Below are 14,775 nucleotides of genomic sequence, written 5' to 3'. Positions count from 1 at the left end.
GTCCCCGATGATCGCGTCCCACCGCCGGGCGCCCATTCCGATCAGCGGTCAGCTGATCGGCAGAGGTGCCCGAGGCGAAGCGGAAAACATCCGCGCGCGGCAAAATCGGCCGGTCACAGGCCGGTCGATTGGGTTGTGCTTCAGGTGAGTGCGGGCTCCCGCTGTCCGAGGCCGATGCTGTCGAGCAAGGAGTGCTCGTCGGCGACAGCGACCAGTGCGTCGTTCTCGGCCTGCATCCGAACAAGTTCGGCTTCCAGGTCCTGGACGCGCTGCTGAAGCCGCCGCATCTCGGACAGCATTCGCGGGTCGGGACCGCCGACGTACCCGAGAAGCGCCTTTGCCATGATGTATGGTCCTCCACGCTGAGTGACCGAACCGGTACGGTACAGGTCGAGGGGAAGGGGTTGACGCGCGCGCTCGCAAAAGCCGGGCAGCCGGCTTGCCAGCCAGGTCAGGCACTGTGGATGTACGGCCACAGGGCATGGCCCTGCCCGAAATCACGGTCGCGTGCGCGGGCTTCCAGCGTCTCACCAAAGACCCTACGGGTCAACACGATCACCGCGTGCTACGGCGCCGCTGTCACCTGCATGGCGGTCGACTCACGCCACAGGCCGCGGGTGACACCACCCAACGTCGGGTGGATCACTGCACGATGCGGAGTTAACCACGAGTGGACGGAGTTGGCAACCACCGTGGCCCCGACCGGTCCCCCCTGAGCGCAGGTCCCGGTGCGGGCTTGCGCAGGTCCGCTCAGCGGATCGCGAAGCCGTCGTACCCCGTACCCGTGGCGCTCCAGATCTCGGTCACCCCGGTCACCCGGCCGGGGGTGTCCGGGCCGCGGAGCAGCGCGAGCAGCAGCTCGCAGTCGGCGTGCGGGCCCTCGGCGACCACCTGGACCCGGCCGTCGCCCAGGTTGCTCGCGTAGCCGCTCAGTCCGATCTCCAGCGCGCGGGCCCGGGTCCACCAGCGGAAGCCGACCTGCTGGACGGTGCCGCGCACCCAGATGGTGGCCCGTACGTCTTCGTCGTGCATCCCTCGACCCTACGACGTCGGGTCGGCCGGTCTAGTCGACCGGCCCCGAGCGCTCCCAGCCAGGAGTGTGGATGTCCAGCGTGACACCGGGCTGGGCGACCTCCTCGCCGCACTCCCGGCAGACCCAGGCCGCGTCGAGCCGGTGCTCCGGGTGGCCGGCGCCGTGGTGGCGCAGGGTGACCGGCGGCTCCTCGACCGCCCAGCGGTCGCCCCAGGCCAGCAGCGCCTGGGTGACCGGGGCCAGCTCCCGGCCGGCCCGGGTCAGGTGGTACTCGTAGCGCGCCGGCCGCTCCTGGTAGAGCCGCCGCTCGATCACGCCGGCCTCCTCCAGCGCGCGCAGCCGGGCGGTGAGCCGGTCACGCGGGGCGCCGGTGTTGCGCGCGATCCGGTCGAAGCGGTGGTTGCCGTAGAAGAGCTCGCGCACGGCCAGCAGCGCCCACTTCTCGCCGAGGATCTGCAGGGCGGCGGCGATCGAGCAGGGGCGGCCGGTCGACTTGCCGGCGCCGGGGCCGGCTGTGCTGGCAGTGGTCACGAAATCAGCCTGCCACAGGCAGTTCCATTCTCGAACCAAGCAGGCCGGGCCCGCTCCCGAGGGAACGGGCCCGGCCCGGGGCCGGGGGTGGGCGCCTTACCAGTCGCCGCCGCCGGAGAAGTCCCCACCGTCGAAGTCCCCGCCACCGAAGTCCCCACCGCCGGAATCTCCGCCGCCGCCGAAGTCCCCGCCGTTGAAGCCGCCGAAGTCGGCCGGGTTGAAGTCGCCCCCGGAGAAGTCGCCGCCCTGGTACTGCTCAGCACCGCCGGGGAAGCCGCCGTCGAAGCCGCCGCCCCCGGGGTAGCCGCCGTCGGACCAGCCGCCGGGGCCGGAGAAGACCGAGCCGAGCATGGTGCCGACCAGCAGGCCCGGCAGCAGCCCCGAACCGTAGCTGTCGAAGTAGCCGCCCGCCCAAGGACCGTAGGCCGGGCCGGCGTTCCAGTACGGCTGCGGGCCCTGGTCGGTCTGCACGGTGCGGATCGCCGGGTCGAGGCCGGTGGCCAGGCGCTGCGCGTCGGCCGCGCAGACCGGCACCGAGCGGGTGGCGCCACCCGCCGGCGCCCAGTCGGCGTCCTGGACCGAGGGGCCGTGCCGCGGGTCGAAGAAGCACGGCGGGCGGCGCTCCGGCAGCGGCCGGCCCGCGCGCCGGGCGGCCAGGGTGGCGAGCGAGAAGCGGCCGTCCTCCAGCGCCTCGGTGACCGCCTTGACGTCCTCGGGGCGCTGGGCTTCATCCATGGTGCGCTTGGCCCGCTCATAGGCGTCCAGCGCGTGCTCGTAGTCGGCGCGCTGCGCGTCGTCCGCGCCGGGGGCGCCCGGCGTGAAGTCCAGACGCTCCAACTCCTCACCGAAGGCGGTGATGTCCTCGTCGACCACGGTGCGCAGCGCCCGCAACTCGGCCGCCAACTGCTCCTCCCGGCGCTTGCGGGCCCGGCGGACCAGCAGGAAGCCGCCGACGCCGACCAGCGCCAGGATCGCCAGCGGGACCACGATCAGCGCGGCGCTGATCCCGGAACCGCCCGAACCGGGCGCGTGGCCCCGTACCTTCGGCGCGGCACTGGTGACGAAATCGGTCAACGTCGCGTTGATATCACCGTGGTGGGAATCGAACGCGGCCTGCGCGTAGTTGCGGGCGGTCAGCTCGTTCAGCGCGGCGCCGTCGGTGCGGACGGCGAACTGGGTGCCGCGCCAGACGGCGTAGACCCCGGTGACGCCGGCCTTGGTGCGCAGATCGGCGATGACCGTGGCGGCCGGGTACTGGCTGGTGGCCGGTACGACGGCGACCAGGATCGGCTTGTCGGCGTCCTTGATCGTCTTGGTCAGGGCGTCGGCCTGGGCCTGGGAGAACTGACCGGTCATCGCCGGATCGACATAGACCTTGCCCTGCTTGAGTGCCGCGGACGCGTCGTCGAGCCCGCCCGCGGCGACGGCGGCGCCGGGGGCCAGCAGCAGGAGCAGTCCGAGCAGTATCGCCAGGACCGCGCCCGGCCCGGCCGCCCGGGAACGGTGAAGAACGATTCTCATGAACCAGACGCTACCGGTCGGCTCATCGGACCAGCTGGGAGCGGATGCACCGCCGCCGGGCCGCACGGCGGCCTGCGAGCCGCCAACTGTTCGGAACCCCATGATGGTTACCATGTCAACCAAGTAGGATTCAAAGTCACATCAAAACTTATTCTCTTACGCAAGCGTTACGTAGCGGGAGTCGGGGAACCGCCGACAGGCCCGAAGTCGTCCCAACGCTTGCTAGATTGCGCAACTGTCACAGGCCGGCGACCGCCGGCGACACCGGCCGACCGGACGAGGTAGGGGACATGGCAGGCCAACGGGCGAGCACGCCCACGAGCGACCAGCTGCGGCCCCGGAGCCGAGCCCGCGGCGCCCAGCTGCCGGCCCCGCGGCGCGGACCGGACGCGCCGCCGCCCGGTGCGGGCCAGGCCTCGGCCGGGCGGGCGGCCGGCCGGTCGCGGACCGGCTCGCGCACCCGTACCCGTCGCCCCAACCCGGGCGCCACCGTGCTGGCGGCGCTCGGCCTGCCGGTGATCGGCGCGTTCACCGACGAGTTGCTCGGCTCCGCGCCCGGCGGGGTCTTCGCGGTGCTGACCGTGCTCGGCACGGCCGCCGCCGCCTGGCTGGCCACCCGGGCCGGCTGGTGGTGGGTGCTCACCGCCGTCGCCCCGGTGGTGCTCGGCTGCACGGCCGGCGCCGAACTGCTCGCCGACCGGGAGAAGTACGCCGACACGAAAGCGCTGGCCACCGGCGCCGCCAAGTGGGCCGTGCACAGCTTTCCGGTGATGGGCTGGGCGCTGGCGGGCGCGGTGCTGGTGATCGCGGCGCGGATCGTCCTGGAGCGCAACCAGCGTCCGGAGCAGCAGAAGAGGAGCCGCCGTGGCTGACCGGCCCAGCCCCGACCGCCGGGCCGGCGCTGCCCGCCCCGGCAAGCCCAGGCCCCGGCGGCGCTCGCCGCTGCTGGTCGCCGGCCGCGCGATGGCCTGCGTCACCTCGCTCGCGGTGCTCTGCACCTGCGGCTTCACCTGGTACGCGGTGCACGCGCTGTCCAGCAACATGACCACCTCCAGTGCGCTGGACGAGATCAGGAACGGCGCCCCGCCGCACCTGGACAACTCGGTGAACCTGCTGCTGATCGGCCTGGACAGCCGCAAGGACATGGACGGCAACGACCTGCCGGGCGAGTTCGTCCAGGACGAGCTGCACGCCGGCTCCAGCAGCGAGGTCGGCGGCTACAACACCAACACCCTGATGCTGATGCACATCCCGGCCAACGGCGGACAGGTCACCGCGCTCTCCATCCCGCGCGACGACTACGTCCAGACGGTCGGCGCGGACGGCAGGATGCACAAGATCAAGGAGGCCTACGGCATCGCCAAGGCGGCTGCCGAGGCCAAGCTGGCGGGCAAGGGCCTGAGCAAGGCCGACCTGGAGCGGCAGGGGCGGGAGGCCGGCCGCAAGGCGACGCTGGCCACCGTGCAGAGTTTCCTCGGGGTGCCGATCGACCACTTCGCCGAGGTCAACCTGCTCGGCTTCTACGACATCGCCAAGGCGGTGCAGCCGATCACGGTCTGCCTCAACCGCGACACCAAGGACCCGGCGATGGCGGGCCAGGGCTCCGGTGCCGACTTCCACGCCGGGCTCAACACGCTCAACGCCTCCCAGGCGCTCTCCTTCGTCCGCCAGCGGCACAACCTGACCAACGGCGACTTCGACCGCACCCATCGCCAGCAGGCCTTCATCGCCTCGGTGGTGAAGAAGCTCAAGGACCAGGGCGTGGTCGGCGACCTGGGCAAGATGCAGCAGTTGCTCGGCGTGGTCAAGAAGGACGTGGTGACCGACGACCGGTGGAACGTGCTGGACTTCGCCCAGCAGGCGCCCAACCTCTCGGGCGGCCACGTCGAGGCCAACACGCTGCCGATCGCCGGCTTCGCGACGATCAACGGGCAGGACGTGAACAAGGTCGACCCGGTGCAGATCAAGCGGATCGTCCAGCAGCTGATCGGACACGACCCGCTGCCCGCCGGCACCACCGTGGACAGCGCGAACCAGGCCCCCGCCACGACCGCGCCGGGCCCCCAGTCGCCCGCCGCCCCGAGCCCGGCCCCCGACCAGGGGGCCAAGCCGAGCGGGACGGTCGACGTGACCAACACCTCCACCGTCCCGCACGCCGCCGAGAGCGAGGCCAAGGCGCTGGCCGCGCTCGGCTTCACCGAGGGCCGCGCGGTCCAGGGCCCCCGGCAGAGCCGGACCACGGTGACCTACGGCACCGGCGCGAAGGACGCCGCCGACCAGGTGGCGGCCCGCTACGGCGTCACCGCCACGGCGAGTTCCGCGGTCAAGGCCGGCCACGTCCAACTGACCCTGGGCGCCGCCTTCACCCCGCCCGGCTCGACGGCCACCGCCGCGCCGTCCACCCCCGCCGCCCCCGGCGGCCCCGACCCGGCGGCCGACCTGCCGATGCAGGGGCCCGCGGTGAAGATGGGCGGCATCCCCTGCGTCGACTGACCAGGTCCGTCGGACGGGACAGGGTTTCACCGCGCCCTGTCCCACAAGGCATAGTGGGACCCATCCCGCCCTTCGCGCGCCGCGCGCCCCGATCGGAGTTCCTGTGATCATCGGCCTGGTGACCGCCGTCGCGGCCTCCACCTGCTACGGCGTCGGTTCGGTGCTGCAAGCCGTCGGTTCGCGCCGCTCGGCCCGCGAGGAGGGCCGGGCCGAGTCGGCGGGTGCCGCGAAGACCCAGGTCACCGAGCACGGCGGGCCGAGCCTGGGTTCCACCGCCAAGGCCGTGGTCACCTGGGAGTTCATCCTCGGCACGGTGCTCGACTTCGTCGGCTTCCTGCTCGGCGCGCTCTCCGCCCGGCTGCTGCCGCTCTTCCTCTGCCAGACGGTGATCAGCGCCAACCTGGTGATCACCGCGCTGTGCAGCATCAAGCTGCTCGGCGTGCGGCTCAAGCGCCCGGAGTGGACCGCGATCGGCGTGGTCTGCGGCGCGCTGGTGCTGCTCGCGATCGCCGCCGGACACGAAGGCACCGGCACCGTACCGATCGCCACCCACTGGTGGCTGCTGCTGATCTCCATCGCGGTGATCGGCGGCGGCTCGCTGCTGGTGCGGCGGCTCGGCACCAAGGGGGCGATCGTGGCCGGCCTGCTCTCCGGCCTCGGCTTCGGCGCGCTCGGCATCGGGGTGCGGGTGCTGAACGGCGTGGACCCCTTCAACGTCGGCCAGTTGGTCAGCGACCCCGCGCTGTACGCGATCCTGATCGGCGGCCTGGGCGGGATGTACCTGCACACGGTGGCGCTGCAGATCGGCTCGGTCAACGGCGCCACCGCCGCCCTGGTGGTGGGCGAGACGGTGGTCCCCGGGATCGTCGGGGTGCTCTGGCTGGGCGACGCGACCCGGGCCGGACTGGGCTGGCTGGGCCTGCTGGGCTTCGTGCTCGCGGTGGCCGGCGCGGTCGCGGTGGCGCACTACGGCGAGGGCGAGGGCGCCCTCCAGGTGGAGGCGCGCGAACACCAGGCCGCCGCGCACTGAGCCGGCGCGAACTGGCGGACCGCTGAACTACCGGCCAGGTCCTAGTCGGCCCGCTGGCGCGGCACCCGCTGGCAACGCGGGCAGAAGTAGCTGGAGCGGTTCATCCAGGCGGCCCGCCGGATCGGGGTGCCGCAGCGGTAGCACGGCTCGCCCTCGCGGCCGTAGGCGTCCAGCGACCGGGAGAAGTAGCCGCTCTCACCGTTCACATTGACGTAGAGGCTGTCGAAGCTGGTGCCGCCGACCGCCAGCGCGGCCGTCATCACCTCGCGCGCGTTCGCCAGCAGCAGCTGCCCCAGCGGGCGGGTGAGGGTGTCGGTGGGGCGGTCGTAGTGCAGCTTGGAGCGCCACAGCGCCTCGTCGGCGTAGATGTTGCCGACCCCGCTGATCAGGCTCTGGTCGAGCAGCGCGCGCTTGACCGTGGTGCGCTTGGCGCGCAGCGCGGTGAGGAAGCGGGCGTCGTCGAAGCGCGGGTCGAGCGGGTCCCGGGCGATGTGCGCCAGCGAGTGGGGCAGCCCGTCGGTGTCCAGCTCCTCCACCGCGAGGTGGCCGAAGGTGCGCTGGTCGACGAAGCGCAGCTCGCGCCCGCCGTCGGTGAACCGCAATCGGACCCGCAGATGGGTCTCGTCGGGGGTGGCCGGGTCCTGCACCAGCAGCTGACCGCTCATCCCGAGGTGGCCGAGCAGCCCGAAACCGCCGTCCTCGAACGGCACCCAGAGGTACTTGCCGCGCCGCCGGGCCTCGCCGAGCGTGACCCCGGCGAGCCGGGCGGCGAAGTCCGCGCCGCCGGCGGCCTGGCGGCGCACCGCGCGCGGGTGCAGCACCTCGGCCGCGGCGACGGTGCGACCGCTCACCCAGCGGGCCAGACCGCGCCGGACCACCTCGACTTCGGGAAGTTCGGGCACGGCTGGGCCTCCTGGATCCGGTGCCTAAGCGGCCGGAGCGGCGGGGTTGTCGCCGTGCTTGGCCTTGATCGCCCGCCAGGCGCTCTCGGCGGCCTTCTGCTCGGCTTCCTTCTTCGAGCGTCCGGTGCCGCTGCCGAAGACCTCGCCAGCCACCCGGGCAGCCGCGTTGAAGGTCTTCTCGTGGTCCGGGCCGGACTCTTCGACCACATACTCGGGCACGCCGATCCCGACCGCCGCGGTGAGTTCCTGCAGGCTGGTCTTCCAGTCGAGACCGGCACCCAGCTGGGAGGACTCCGCGATCAGCGGGTCGAAGAGGCGGTGCACGAACTCGGTCGCCGACTCCAGACCCTGGTCGAGATAGATGGCGCCGATCACGGCCTCGACGGTGTCCGCGAGGATCGAGGACTTGTCACGGCCACCGGTGCCTTCCTCGCCCTTGCCGAGCCGGATGAAGGTGCCCAGTTCCAGGCCGCGCCCCACCTCGGCGAGCGCGCGGGAGTTGACCACCGCGGCCCGCAGCTTGGCGAGCGTGCCCTCCGGCACATCCGGGTGGATGCGGTAGAGGGTGTCGGTCACCACCAGGCCCAGCACCGAGTCGCCGAGGAACTCCAGGCGCTCGTTGGTGGGCAGGCCGCCGTTCTCGTAGGCGAACGAGCGGTGCGTCAGGGCACGTACCAGAAGGGCGCGCTCGAGTTGGAACCCGAGGCGCCCTTCCAGGACGTCGTATGCGGTCGAAGCCGGCCCGCCGCCCGGTTCACCCCCGCTTTTACGGGGACCCGACTTGCGGGAGGAGTGAGCGTCCGACATCGATCCGTCCACCCCGCCGATCAGACCGAGAGGACCTGGCGACGGTTGTACGTGCCGCAGCTCGGGCACGCGATGTGACCCAGCTTCGGCTCGTGGCAGCGGTCGCACGCCACGAGGGCCGGGACGACGGCCTTCCAGTTGCTACGGCGGTGGCGCGTGTTGCTGCGCGACATCTTCCGCTTCGGAACAGCCACGGCTACTTCTCCTGGTTCTCGGCGAGACCCTCACGGGTGTCGCTGTCCTTGTTCTCGTCACCCTCGTCGCCGGGGGCGGCGGAGAGTCCCTGCAGTGCCGCCCACCGGGGGTCGGCGGCATCGTGGTGGTGGTCCGGGTCGTCGCTGAGTCGCGCTCCGCATTCGGAGCACAGGCCCAGGCAGTCGTCCTGGCACACCGGCTGCAGCGGCAGTGCGAGCACCACCGCGTCACGCAGCACCGGTTCGAGGTCGAAGAAATCGCCCTCCAACCGGTAAGTCTCTTCCTCGTCCTCCTCGGACTGCTCGTCCTCGGTGGACTTCCGGCTCCGACCGCGCTCGTCGGCCTCCGGGTAGTAGTACAGCTCCTGGAAGTCCACGTCGAGGTCGTCCTCGACCGGCTCCAGGCAGCGCGCGCACTCACCCGTCACGTGGGCCTCGGCGGTGCCGGTGACCAGCACTCCCTCGACCACCGACTCCAGGCGCAGCTCCAGCGTGATCTCGCTGCCCGTCGGGACACCGATCACCTCCGCGACGCCCAGGCCCTCGGGGGCCTCGAAGGTCCGCTCGACCGTGCGCAGCGAGCCGGGGCGACGGCCGAGCTCATGCGTGTCGAACACGAGCGGGTCGCGGTGGTCGAGGCGGTTCACGGTTCCTGGCTTCCTGGCGGCGGGCGCATCTCTGCGCGGCGCGACTGATCTGTTGCTTGTGGGATCCGGCCCGACCTGCGGTAACGCGGGCAGCCGAACAATCCGGCGGCAGAGAGCCGGAGTGGTCAGCGTACCCGACGGCGCGCCCAGGCCCAACTTTCGCCGACCGGCCCCGGGCTCAGCGGCCGCCGAGCTCCCGCAGCCTGGTCATGTCGATCATGCTGGTGTCGAAGAAGCTGGTCTCGTCCAGTGAGGCCGGCTGGATCGCCTGGACGGGCTGGGTCGGCTGCTGCTGGTAGTACCCGGGGTCGTAGCCGGGCTGGGGCGGGTAGCCGGCCGGCTGCTGCTCCTGGTAGTAGCCCGCCGCGTACGGGTCGCCCTGCTGCTGGCCCTGGTAGTACTGGCCGGCGTACGGGTCGACGTGGCCGGCCGCCGGGTCGTAGCCGCCGCCGTAGGCGTCCTGGTACCCGGTCTGCTGGGCGGTGGCGTACTGGACCGCGTTCGGCTCGGCGTACTCCTGGCCCGGGTAGGCCGGCGCGGCCTGGGCCGCGAAGCCGGCGCCCTCAGCGGGAGCGGCCTGCCAGCCGGCCTCCACCGGGGACTCCTGCGGCCAGCTCTGCTGCACCGGGACCTCCTCCCGGTACCAGGGCTGCTCCTCGTCGTCCTCGGCGGCGAAGCCGGCGGCCACCGCCTCGGCCCGGTCCTTCTGCTGCTGGGCCTGGTCGGCGGCGGCCAGGTAGGCGCCCAGGTCGTCGATCGGGGCCTTGCCGAGCAGCTTGTCGCGGCCCCGGCCGACCGCCTCCAGGGTGCCGCCGAGTACCGCCTGAAGGGTGGCGAGCTTGGCGTCCACGTACTCGTCGACCTCGGGGCTGGGGCTGACGGTCGGCTGGAACTCCTCGCCGTCCTCGGCTCCGTAGGCGCCCTCGCCGCGCAGCTTGTCGCGGCCGCGGCCGACGGCGCCGAGCGTCTTGGTGAGCACCACCTCGAAGTTGGCCAGCTTGCTGTCGACGTAGTCGTCCGCCTCCTGGCGCTTGAGGGTGACCTCCTCGCGCGCCTCGGCGAGGATCCGGTCCGCCTGGGCCTGGGCCCGGCGGACCACCTCGGTGTCGGAGATCAGCGAGCCCCGCTCGGCGTGCGCGCCCTGGATGATCCGCTCGGCCTCGCCGCGCGCGTCCGCCACCATCTGCTCGTGGTCGGCCATCACCGACTGGGCCTGGGCGAGTTCGGCGGGCAGTTCCTCGCGCAACCCCTGCAGCAGCGCCACCAGCTCGGCCCGGTTCACCACACAGGAGGCCGACATGGGCATCGCACGGGCGCTCTCGACCACGGCGACGATCTCGTCGACTCTGTTCTGCACGTCCACGGGGCTTCTGTCTTTCCGTGAGTACCGCTTGGCGGACTACAGACTGTACGTCAGAATCCTGGGCGCTCCGCGCTGCTCCGGTCCCGGGGGCGAGGGCTCCTCTTTCTTTACTGGGCGGCCCGTTCGGCGATCCGCTCCATCAGGCGGCGGTGCACCACCGGCGGGATCAGGTGCGAGACATCGCCCCCGTAGGAGGCGACCTCCTTGACCAGGGTCGAGGAGAGGAAGCTGTAGGTCGGCGAGGTGGGCACGAAGAGGGTCTCCACGCCGGTCAGGCCGCGGTTCATCTGGGCCATCTGCAGCTCGTAGTCGAAGTCGCTGACCGCGCGCAGGCCCTTGACGATGGCCGGGATCCCCCGGTCCCGGCAGAAGTCCACCAGCAGGCCGTGGTGCGACTCGACCTGGACGTTGCCGTACCGCTCGCAGGTCTCCTCGATCAGCGCGATCCGCTCCTCGACGGTGAACAGGCCCTGCTTGTTCTTGTTGATCAGCACCGCGACGTGCACCACGTCGTAGAGCTGGGAGGCCCGCTCGATGATGTCGAGATGCCCGTTGGTGATCGGGTCGAACGAACCCGGACAGACGGCGCGACGCATTGCGGTGTACTTCCCTCTCGGTAGTGGTCCCCGGCCGGTGCGGCCGTGGTCAGACGGCTTGCCCATACCAGAGCGTGCCCTCGCCGTAACGACGGGAGCGCAGCGCTTCGAATCCCCCGGGCCAGCCGAATTCGCCACCCCGGGTGCTGCGTTCCACGGTGACGAGTGCGTCGTCCGTGAGCCAGCCCCCAGCGCGGAGTGTGATCAGCATCTCGCGCAGTTCGGCGTCGGTCACCGAGTAGGGCGGGTCCAGGAAGACCAGGTCGTACGGCTCGCCGGGACCGGCGCCGGCCACCACCCGCTCGGCCCGCTCGGCCCGCACCTCGGCGCCGGGCAGCGCCACCGTCTTGACGTTGGCCCGCACCACCCTGGCCGCGGCGGCGTCCGCCTCGACCAGCAGGACGTGCGCCGCGCCCCGGGACAGCGCCTCCAGGCCCACCGCGCCGGAACCCGCGAAGAGGTCGAGCAGGCGGGCCCCGACCAGGGTGCCGCGCAGCGCCTCCAGCGTGGAGAACATCGCCTCGCGGGCCTTGTCGGAGGTCGGGCGGGTGCCTCGGCCAGGTGGTACGGCCAGTCGACGGCCGCCGGCCGTCCCGGCGATGACGCGGGTCATGAGTCCTCGGTTCCCTCTCTGCTTGCCGTGGCCACGCTATACGGACCGGCCCGCCCGGTGGTCGCAGGGCAGCGCGGCACGCTGCACTCCGCGACCACCGGACGGGCCGGAGCGGGCCCCGGGCGCGCGGCCGGTGGCTCGGTGGACGGGCGGTGACTCGGTGGACGGGCGGGCGGTTACTCCTGCGGGGCGACGGCGCCGAGCAGGGTGGGCGAGGCGTAGCGGGACCAGGAGAGGCAGCCGTCGGGCGGGCAGTACTCGGGGCGGCGCGGGTCGTGACCCAGCTCACGCAGCTTGCTGCGGACGGAGTCGGGTGTGCGGCCGAAGCGGGCGGCTATCCGGGCGATGGTCTCGCTCTCGTGGAAGCGCCGGACCAGCTCCTCCTCGTGCTGCGGCACCCAGGGGGCGCCGTGGCCGGGGTAGAGCTCGCGCAGCACATCGCGGTCGGGGATCGGCTCGGAGACGTCGGCGACGATGGCCAGTGCGCGCAGCGCGCGGTTGAGCGCGATCCGCAGGCTGGCGACGTCCTCCACCGGGAGGCGGAGCTTGCCGGCGGCCAGCGGGGTGGCGGCGGCCCCCTCGCGCCAGCCGGTCAGGGTGAGGGTGACCTCTCGGTCGTCGTCGCTGGCGAGTTCGACCCGGAAGACCTTGTCGCCCAGCGGGAGCTCGTTGAGATGACGGAATGCCATGGCAGGACCCCCAAGTGTCGTGTCAGGAACGGAGCTTGACGCTCCGTCCTGAACACCTCCATTGTCGCGCGGGGCACTGACAATCAGCGGGTGGTCGGTGTGCGCTCCAGGGCCGCGCGGGAGCTCAGCCCTTGTCGAGGTAGGCCGCGCGGTCCTCGTCGAGCAGACCCGCCAGGGCCGCCCGCAGATCCTGGTGATCCGTCAGCTCCGGGTCGGCGGCGACCAGCGCGGCCGCCGCCGTCCTGGCCTCCGCGATGACCTCCTCGTCCTCCAGTACCGAGAGCACCTTGAGCGAGGACTTCACCCCGGACTGGGCCTGGCCGAGCACATCGCCCTCGCGGCGCTGCTCGAGGTCGATCCTGGAGAGCGCGAAGCCGTCCAGGGTGCCGGCCACCGCCTCCAGCCGGGCCCGGGCCGCGCTGCCCGCCGGCATCTCGCTGACCAGCAGGCACAGTCCGGGCGCGCTGCCGCGGCCGACCCGGCCGCGCAGCTGGTGCAGCTGGGAGACGCCGAACCGGTCCGCGTCCATGATCACCATGGCGGTCGCGTTGGGGACGTTGACGCCCACCTCGATCACCGTGGTGGCGACCAGCACGTCGAGCTGCCCGGCCGAGAAGCGCCGCATCACGTCGTCCTTGGCCTCCGGCGCCAGCCGGCCGTGCAGGATCTCCACCCGCAGCCCGGCCAGCGGGCCCTTGGCCAGCAGCTCGGCGGTCTCCACCACGCTCAGCGGCGGACGCCGCTCGTCATCGGCGGCGCCCAGGTCCTCCTGGTCGCCATCGTCGGCCTTGCGCCTCTTCTTCCCCGGCTGCTCCGGCGGCTCGTCACCGATCCGCGGGCAGACCACGTAGGCCTGGTGCCCCTTGGCCACCTCCTCGCGGATCCGCTCCCAGGCGCGGGCCAGGAAGTTGGGCTTCTCCAGCGCGGGCACCACATGGCTGGAGATCGGCGAGCGGCCGGCCGGCAGCTGGTCGAGGACCGAGGTCTCCAGGTCGCCGAAGACCGTCATGGCGACCGTGCGCGGGATCGGGGTGGCGGTCATCACCAGCAGGTGCGGCGGCTGCCCGCCCTTGGCGCGCAGCGCGTCGCGCTGCTCGACGCCGAACCGGTGCTGCTCGTCCACCACCACCAGGCCGAGGTCCAGGAACTGCACCTTGTCCTCGATCAGCGCATGGGTGCCGATCGCGATGCCGGCGTTCCCGCAGGCCATGTCGCTGAGCACCTGGCGGCGGGCCGGCACGCCCATCGAGCCGGTGAGCAGCACCACCTTGGTGCCGATCTCGGAACCCCCGAGCATCCCGCCCTCGGCCAACTCCCCCATCATCTCGACGATCGAGCGGTGGTGCTGCTGGGCCAGCACCTCGGTCGGCGCGAGCAGCACCGCCTGCCCGCCGGCGTCCACCACGGTGAGCATCGCGCGCAGCGCCACAAGCGTCTTGCCGGAGCCGACCTCGCCCTGCAGCAGCCGGTGCATCGGGTGCTCGCTGGCCAGGTCGGCGAAGATCTCGGCGCCGACCTTCTGCTGGCCGTCCGTCAGGGTGAACGGCAGCTTGCCGTCGAAGGCGTCCAGCAGCCCGCCGGAGCGGACCGGGCGCGGCACCGCGGGCAGCGCGTGCGCGGCGGCCCGGCGCTGGGCGAGGGCGACCTGGAGCACGAAGGCCTCGTCCCAGCGCAGCCGGTCGCGGGCCCGCTCCAGTTCGGCCTGGTTGCGCGGGCGGTGGATCAGCTCGAGCGCCTCGGGCAGCGGGAGCAGGCCGCGCTCGGCGCGCAGCGCCTCGGGCAGCGGCTCACCGACCGCGTCGAGGTGGGTGGTGAGCGCCATCTCGATCGCCAGCGAGAGCTTCCAGCTGGGCATCTGGGCGCTGGCCGGGTAGACCGGGATCATCCGGCCGGCGAACTGCTGCGCGGTACCGGAGTCCGCGCTCTCGTCAAGCAACTGGTAGTCGGGAGAGGCGAGTTGGCGGCTGCGGTTGAAGACGCCGACCTTGCCGGCGAACAGGCCCTGCAGACCGGGCTTGAGCTCCTTCTGCCGCCAGCCCTGGTTGAAGAAGACCAGCGAGAGCCGCCCGCGCCCGTCGGTGACCACCACCTCCAGGCGGTCGCCCTTGCGGCCGCGGAACGGGATCAGGGTGACCTTCTCGATCCGGGCCAGCACGGTGACGTGCTCGTCGATCTCCAACTCGTCCAGGCTGGTCAGCTGACCGCGCTCGGCGTAGCGGCGCGGGTAGTGGTGCAGCAGGTCACCGACCGTGCGCAGCTTGAGGCTGTCGGCGAGCACCTTCGCGGTGCGGTCGCCGACCAGCTTCGTCAGGGGTTCGTCCAGGGCAGCCATCAGAGCCTATGGAACACCACGGCG

General features: G+C 72.3%; 16 protein-coding genes. 3 read left to right on the top strand and 13 right to left on the bottom strand.

Annotated elements, in window-relative coordinates; all coding sequences use genetic code 11:
* Window positions 1-140: 140 nt before the first annotated feature.
* From OG403_RS24655 to OG403_RS24640, 4 genes are all read right to left on the bottom strand, one after another.
* Window positions 141-344, bottom strand: coding sequence for a hypothetical protein (locus OG403_RS24655; protein WP_035846027.1), 204 nt, complete (start codon window positions 342-344; stop codon window positions 141-143).
* Window positions 345-750: 406 nt separating this feature from the next.
* Window positions 751-1,032 (bottom strand): acylphosphatase, encoded by a 282-nt coding sequence (locus OG403_RS24650; RefSeq protein ID WP_329567917.1) that lies wholly within the window; start codon window positions 1,030-1,032, stop codon window positions 751-753.
* 31 nt (window positions 1,033-1,063) lie between these two features.
* The gene (locus OG403_RS24645) at window positions 1,064-1,564 is read right to left on the bottom strand and encodes a winged helix-turn-helix transcriptional regulator (RefSeq protein WP_329567915.1); all 501 of its coding nucleotides are present in this window, start codon (window positions 1,562-1,564) and stop codon (window positions 1,064-1,066) included.
* Window positions 1,565-1,660: 96 nt separating this feature from the next.
* The gene (locus tag OG403_RS24640) at window positions 1,661-3,085 is read right to left on the bottom strand and encodes an EGFR-like transmembrane domain-containing protein (protein ID WP_329567913.1); all 1,425 of its coding nucleotides are present in this window, start codon (window positions 3,083-3,085) and stop codon (window positions 1,661-1,663) included.
* 290 nt (window positions 3,086-3,375) lie between these two features.
* Here OG403_RS24640 and OG403_RS24635 point away from each other — a divergent pair, with 290 nt between their 5' ends.
* The 3 genes from OG403_RS24635 (at window position 3,376) to OG403_RS24625 (ending at window position 6,608) form a co-directional block, all read left to right on the top strand.
* Window positions 3,376-3,957 carry a DUF6542 domain-containing protein gene (locus OG403_RS24635; RefSeq protein ID WP_329567911.1) on the top strand — a complete coding sequence of 194 codons (582 nt, stop codon included), beginning with the start codon at window positions 3,376-3,378 and terminating at the stop codon, window positions 3,955-3,957.
* Window positions 3,950-5,578 carry an LCP family protein gene (locus OG403_RS24630; RefSeq protein WP_329567909.1) on the top strand — a complete coding sequence of 543 codons (1,629 nt, stop codon included), beginning with the start codon at window positions 3,950-3,952 and terminating at the stop codon, window positions 5,576-5,578. The genes OG403_RS24635 and OG403_RS24630 overlap by 8 nt, the downstream gene beginning before the upstream one ends.
* Before the next feature lie 103 nt (window positions 5,579-5,681).
* Window positions 5,682-6,608 carry a hypothetical protein gene (locus tag OG403_RS24625; RefSeq protein WP_329567907.1) on the top strand — a complete coding sequence of 309 codons (927 nt, stop codon included), beginning with the start codon at window positions 5,682-5,684 and terminating at the stop codon, window positions 6,606-6,608.
* A gap of 41 nt (window positions 6,609-6,649) precedes the next feature.
* Here the strand turns inward: OG403_RS24625 and mutM are convergent, their stop codons facing one another.
* From mutM to recG, 9 genes are all read right to left on the bottom strand, one after another.
* Window positions 6,650-7,510 (bottom strand): bifunctional DNA-formamidopyrimidine glycosylase/DNA-(apurinic or apyrimidinic site) lyase, encoded by an 861-nt coding sequence (gene mutM, locus OG403_RS24620; RefSeq protein ID WP_329567905.1) that lies wholly within the window; start codon window positions 7,508-7,510, stop codon window positions 6,650-6,652.
* Between the two features lie 24 nt (window positions 7,511-7,534).
* Window positions 7,535-8,317: a ribonuclease III gene (gene rnc, locus OG403_RS24615; protein WP_329567903.1), complete on the bottom strand. Its 783-nt coding sequence runs from the start codon at window positions 8,315-8,317 to the stop codon at window positions 7,535-7,537.
* 20 nt (window positions 8,318-8,337) lie between these two features.
* Complete coding sequence (rpmF, locus tag OG403_RS24610; protein ID WP_030056747.1) at window positions 8,338-8,511, bottom strand: 50S ribosomal protein L32; 174 nt, start codon at window positions 8,509-8,511, stop codon at window positions 8,338-8,340.
* Between the two features lie 2 nt (window positions 8,512-8,513).
* Window positions 8,514-9,158 (bottom strand): YceD family protein, encoded by a 645-nt coding sequence (locus tag OG403_RS24605; protein WP_329567901.1) that lies wholly within the window; start codon window positions 9,156-9,158, stop codon window positions 8,514-8,516.
* A gap of 178 nt (window positions 9,159-9,336) precedes the next feature.
* Window positions 9,337-10,515: an ATP synthase F0 subunit B gene (locus tag OG403_RS24600; protein WP_442910972.1), complete on the bottom strand. Its 1,179-nt coding sequence runs from the start codon at window positions 10,513-10,515 to the stop codon at window positions 9,337-9,339.
* Window positions 10,516-10,628: 113 nt separating this feature from the next.
* Window positions 10,629-11,117, bottom strand: coding sequence for a pantetheine-phosphate adenylyltransferase (gene coaD / locus OG403_RS24595; RefSeq protein ID WP_329567897.1), 489 nt, complete (start codon window positions 11,115-11,117; stop codon window positions 10,629-10,631).
* A gap of 49 nt (window positions 11,118-11,166) precedes the next feature.
* On the bottom strand, window positions 11,167-11,730 hold the full coding sequence (rsmD, locus tag OG403_RS24590; protein WP_329567895.1) for a 16S rRNA (guanine(966)-N(2))-methyltransferase RsmD: 564 nt from the start codon (window positions 11,728-11,730) through the stop codon (window positions 11,167-11,169).
* Window positions 11,731-11,906: 176 nt separating this feature from the next.
* Window positions 11,907-12,419 carry a hypothetical protein gene (locus OG403_RS24585; RefSeq protein WP_329567893.1) on the bottom strand — a complete coding sequence of 171 codons (513 nt, stop codon included), beginning with the start codon at window positions 12,417-12,419 and terminating at the stop codon, window positions 11,907-11,909.
* A gap of 124 nt (window positions 12,420-12,543) precedes the next feature.
* The gene (gene recG / locus OG403_RS24580) at window positions 12,544-14,751 is read right to left on the bottom strand and encodes an ATP-dependent DNA helicase RecG (RefSeq protein WP_329567891.1); all 2,208 of its coding nucleotides are present in this window, start codon (window positions 14,749-14,751) and stop codon (window positions 12,544-12,546) included.
* Between the last annotated feature and the right edge of the window lie 24 nt (window positions 14,752-14,775).

It is taken from the genome of Kitasatospora sp. NBC_01266, from assembly GCF_036242395.1.
Classification (GTDB): domain Bacteria; phylum Actinomycetota; class Actinomycetes; order Streptomycetales; family Streptomycetaceae; genus Kitasatospora.
Note: the sequence above shows the minus strand (reverse complement) of the source record. Positions and strands in the feature narration are given on the sequence as shown.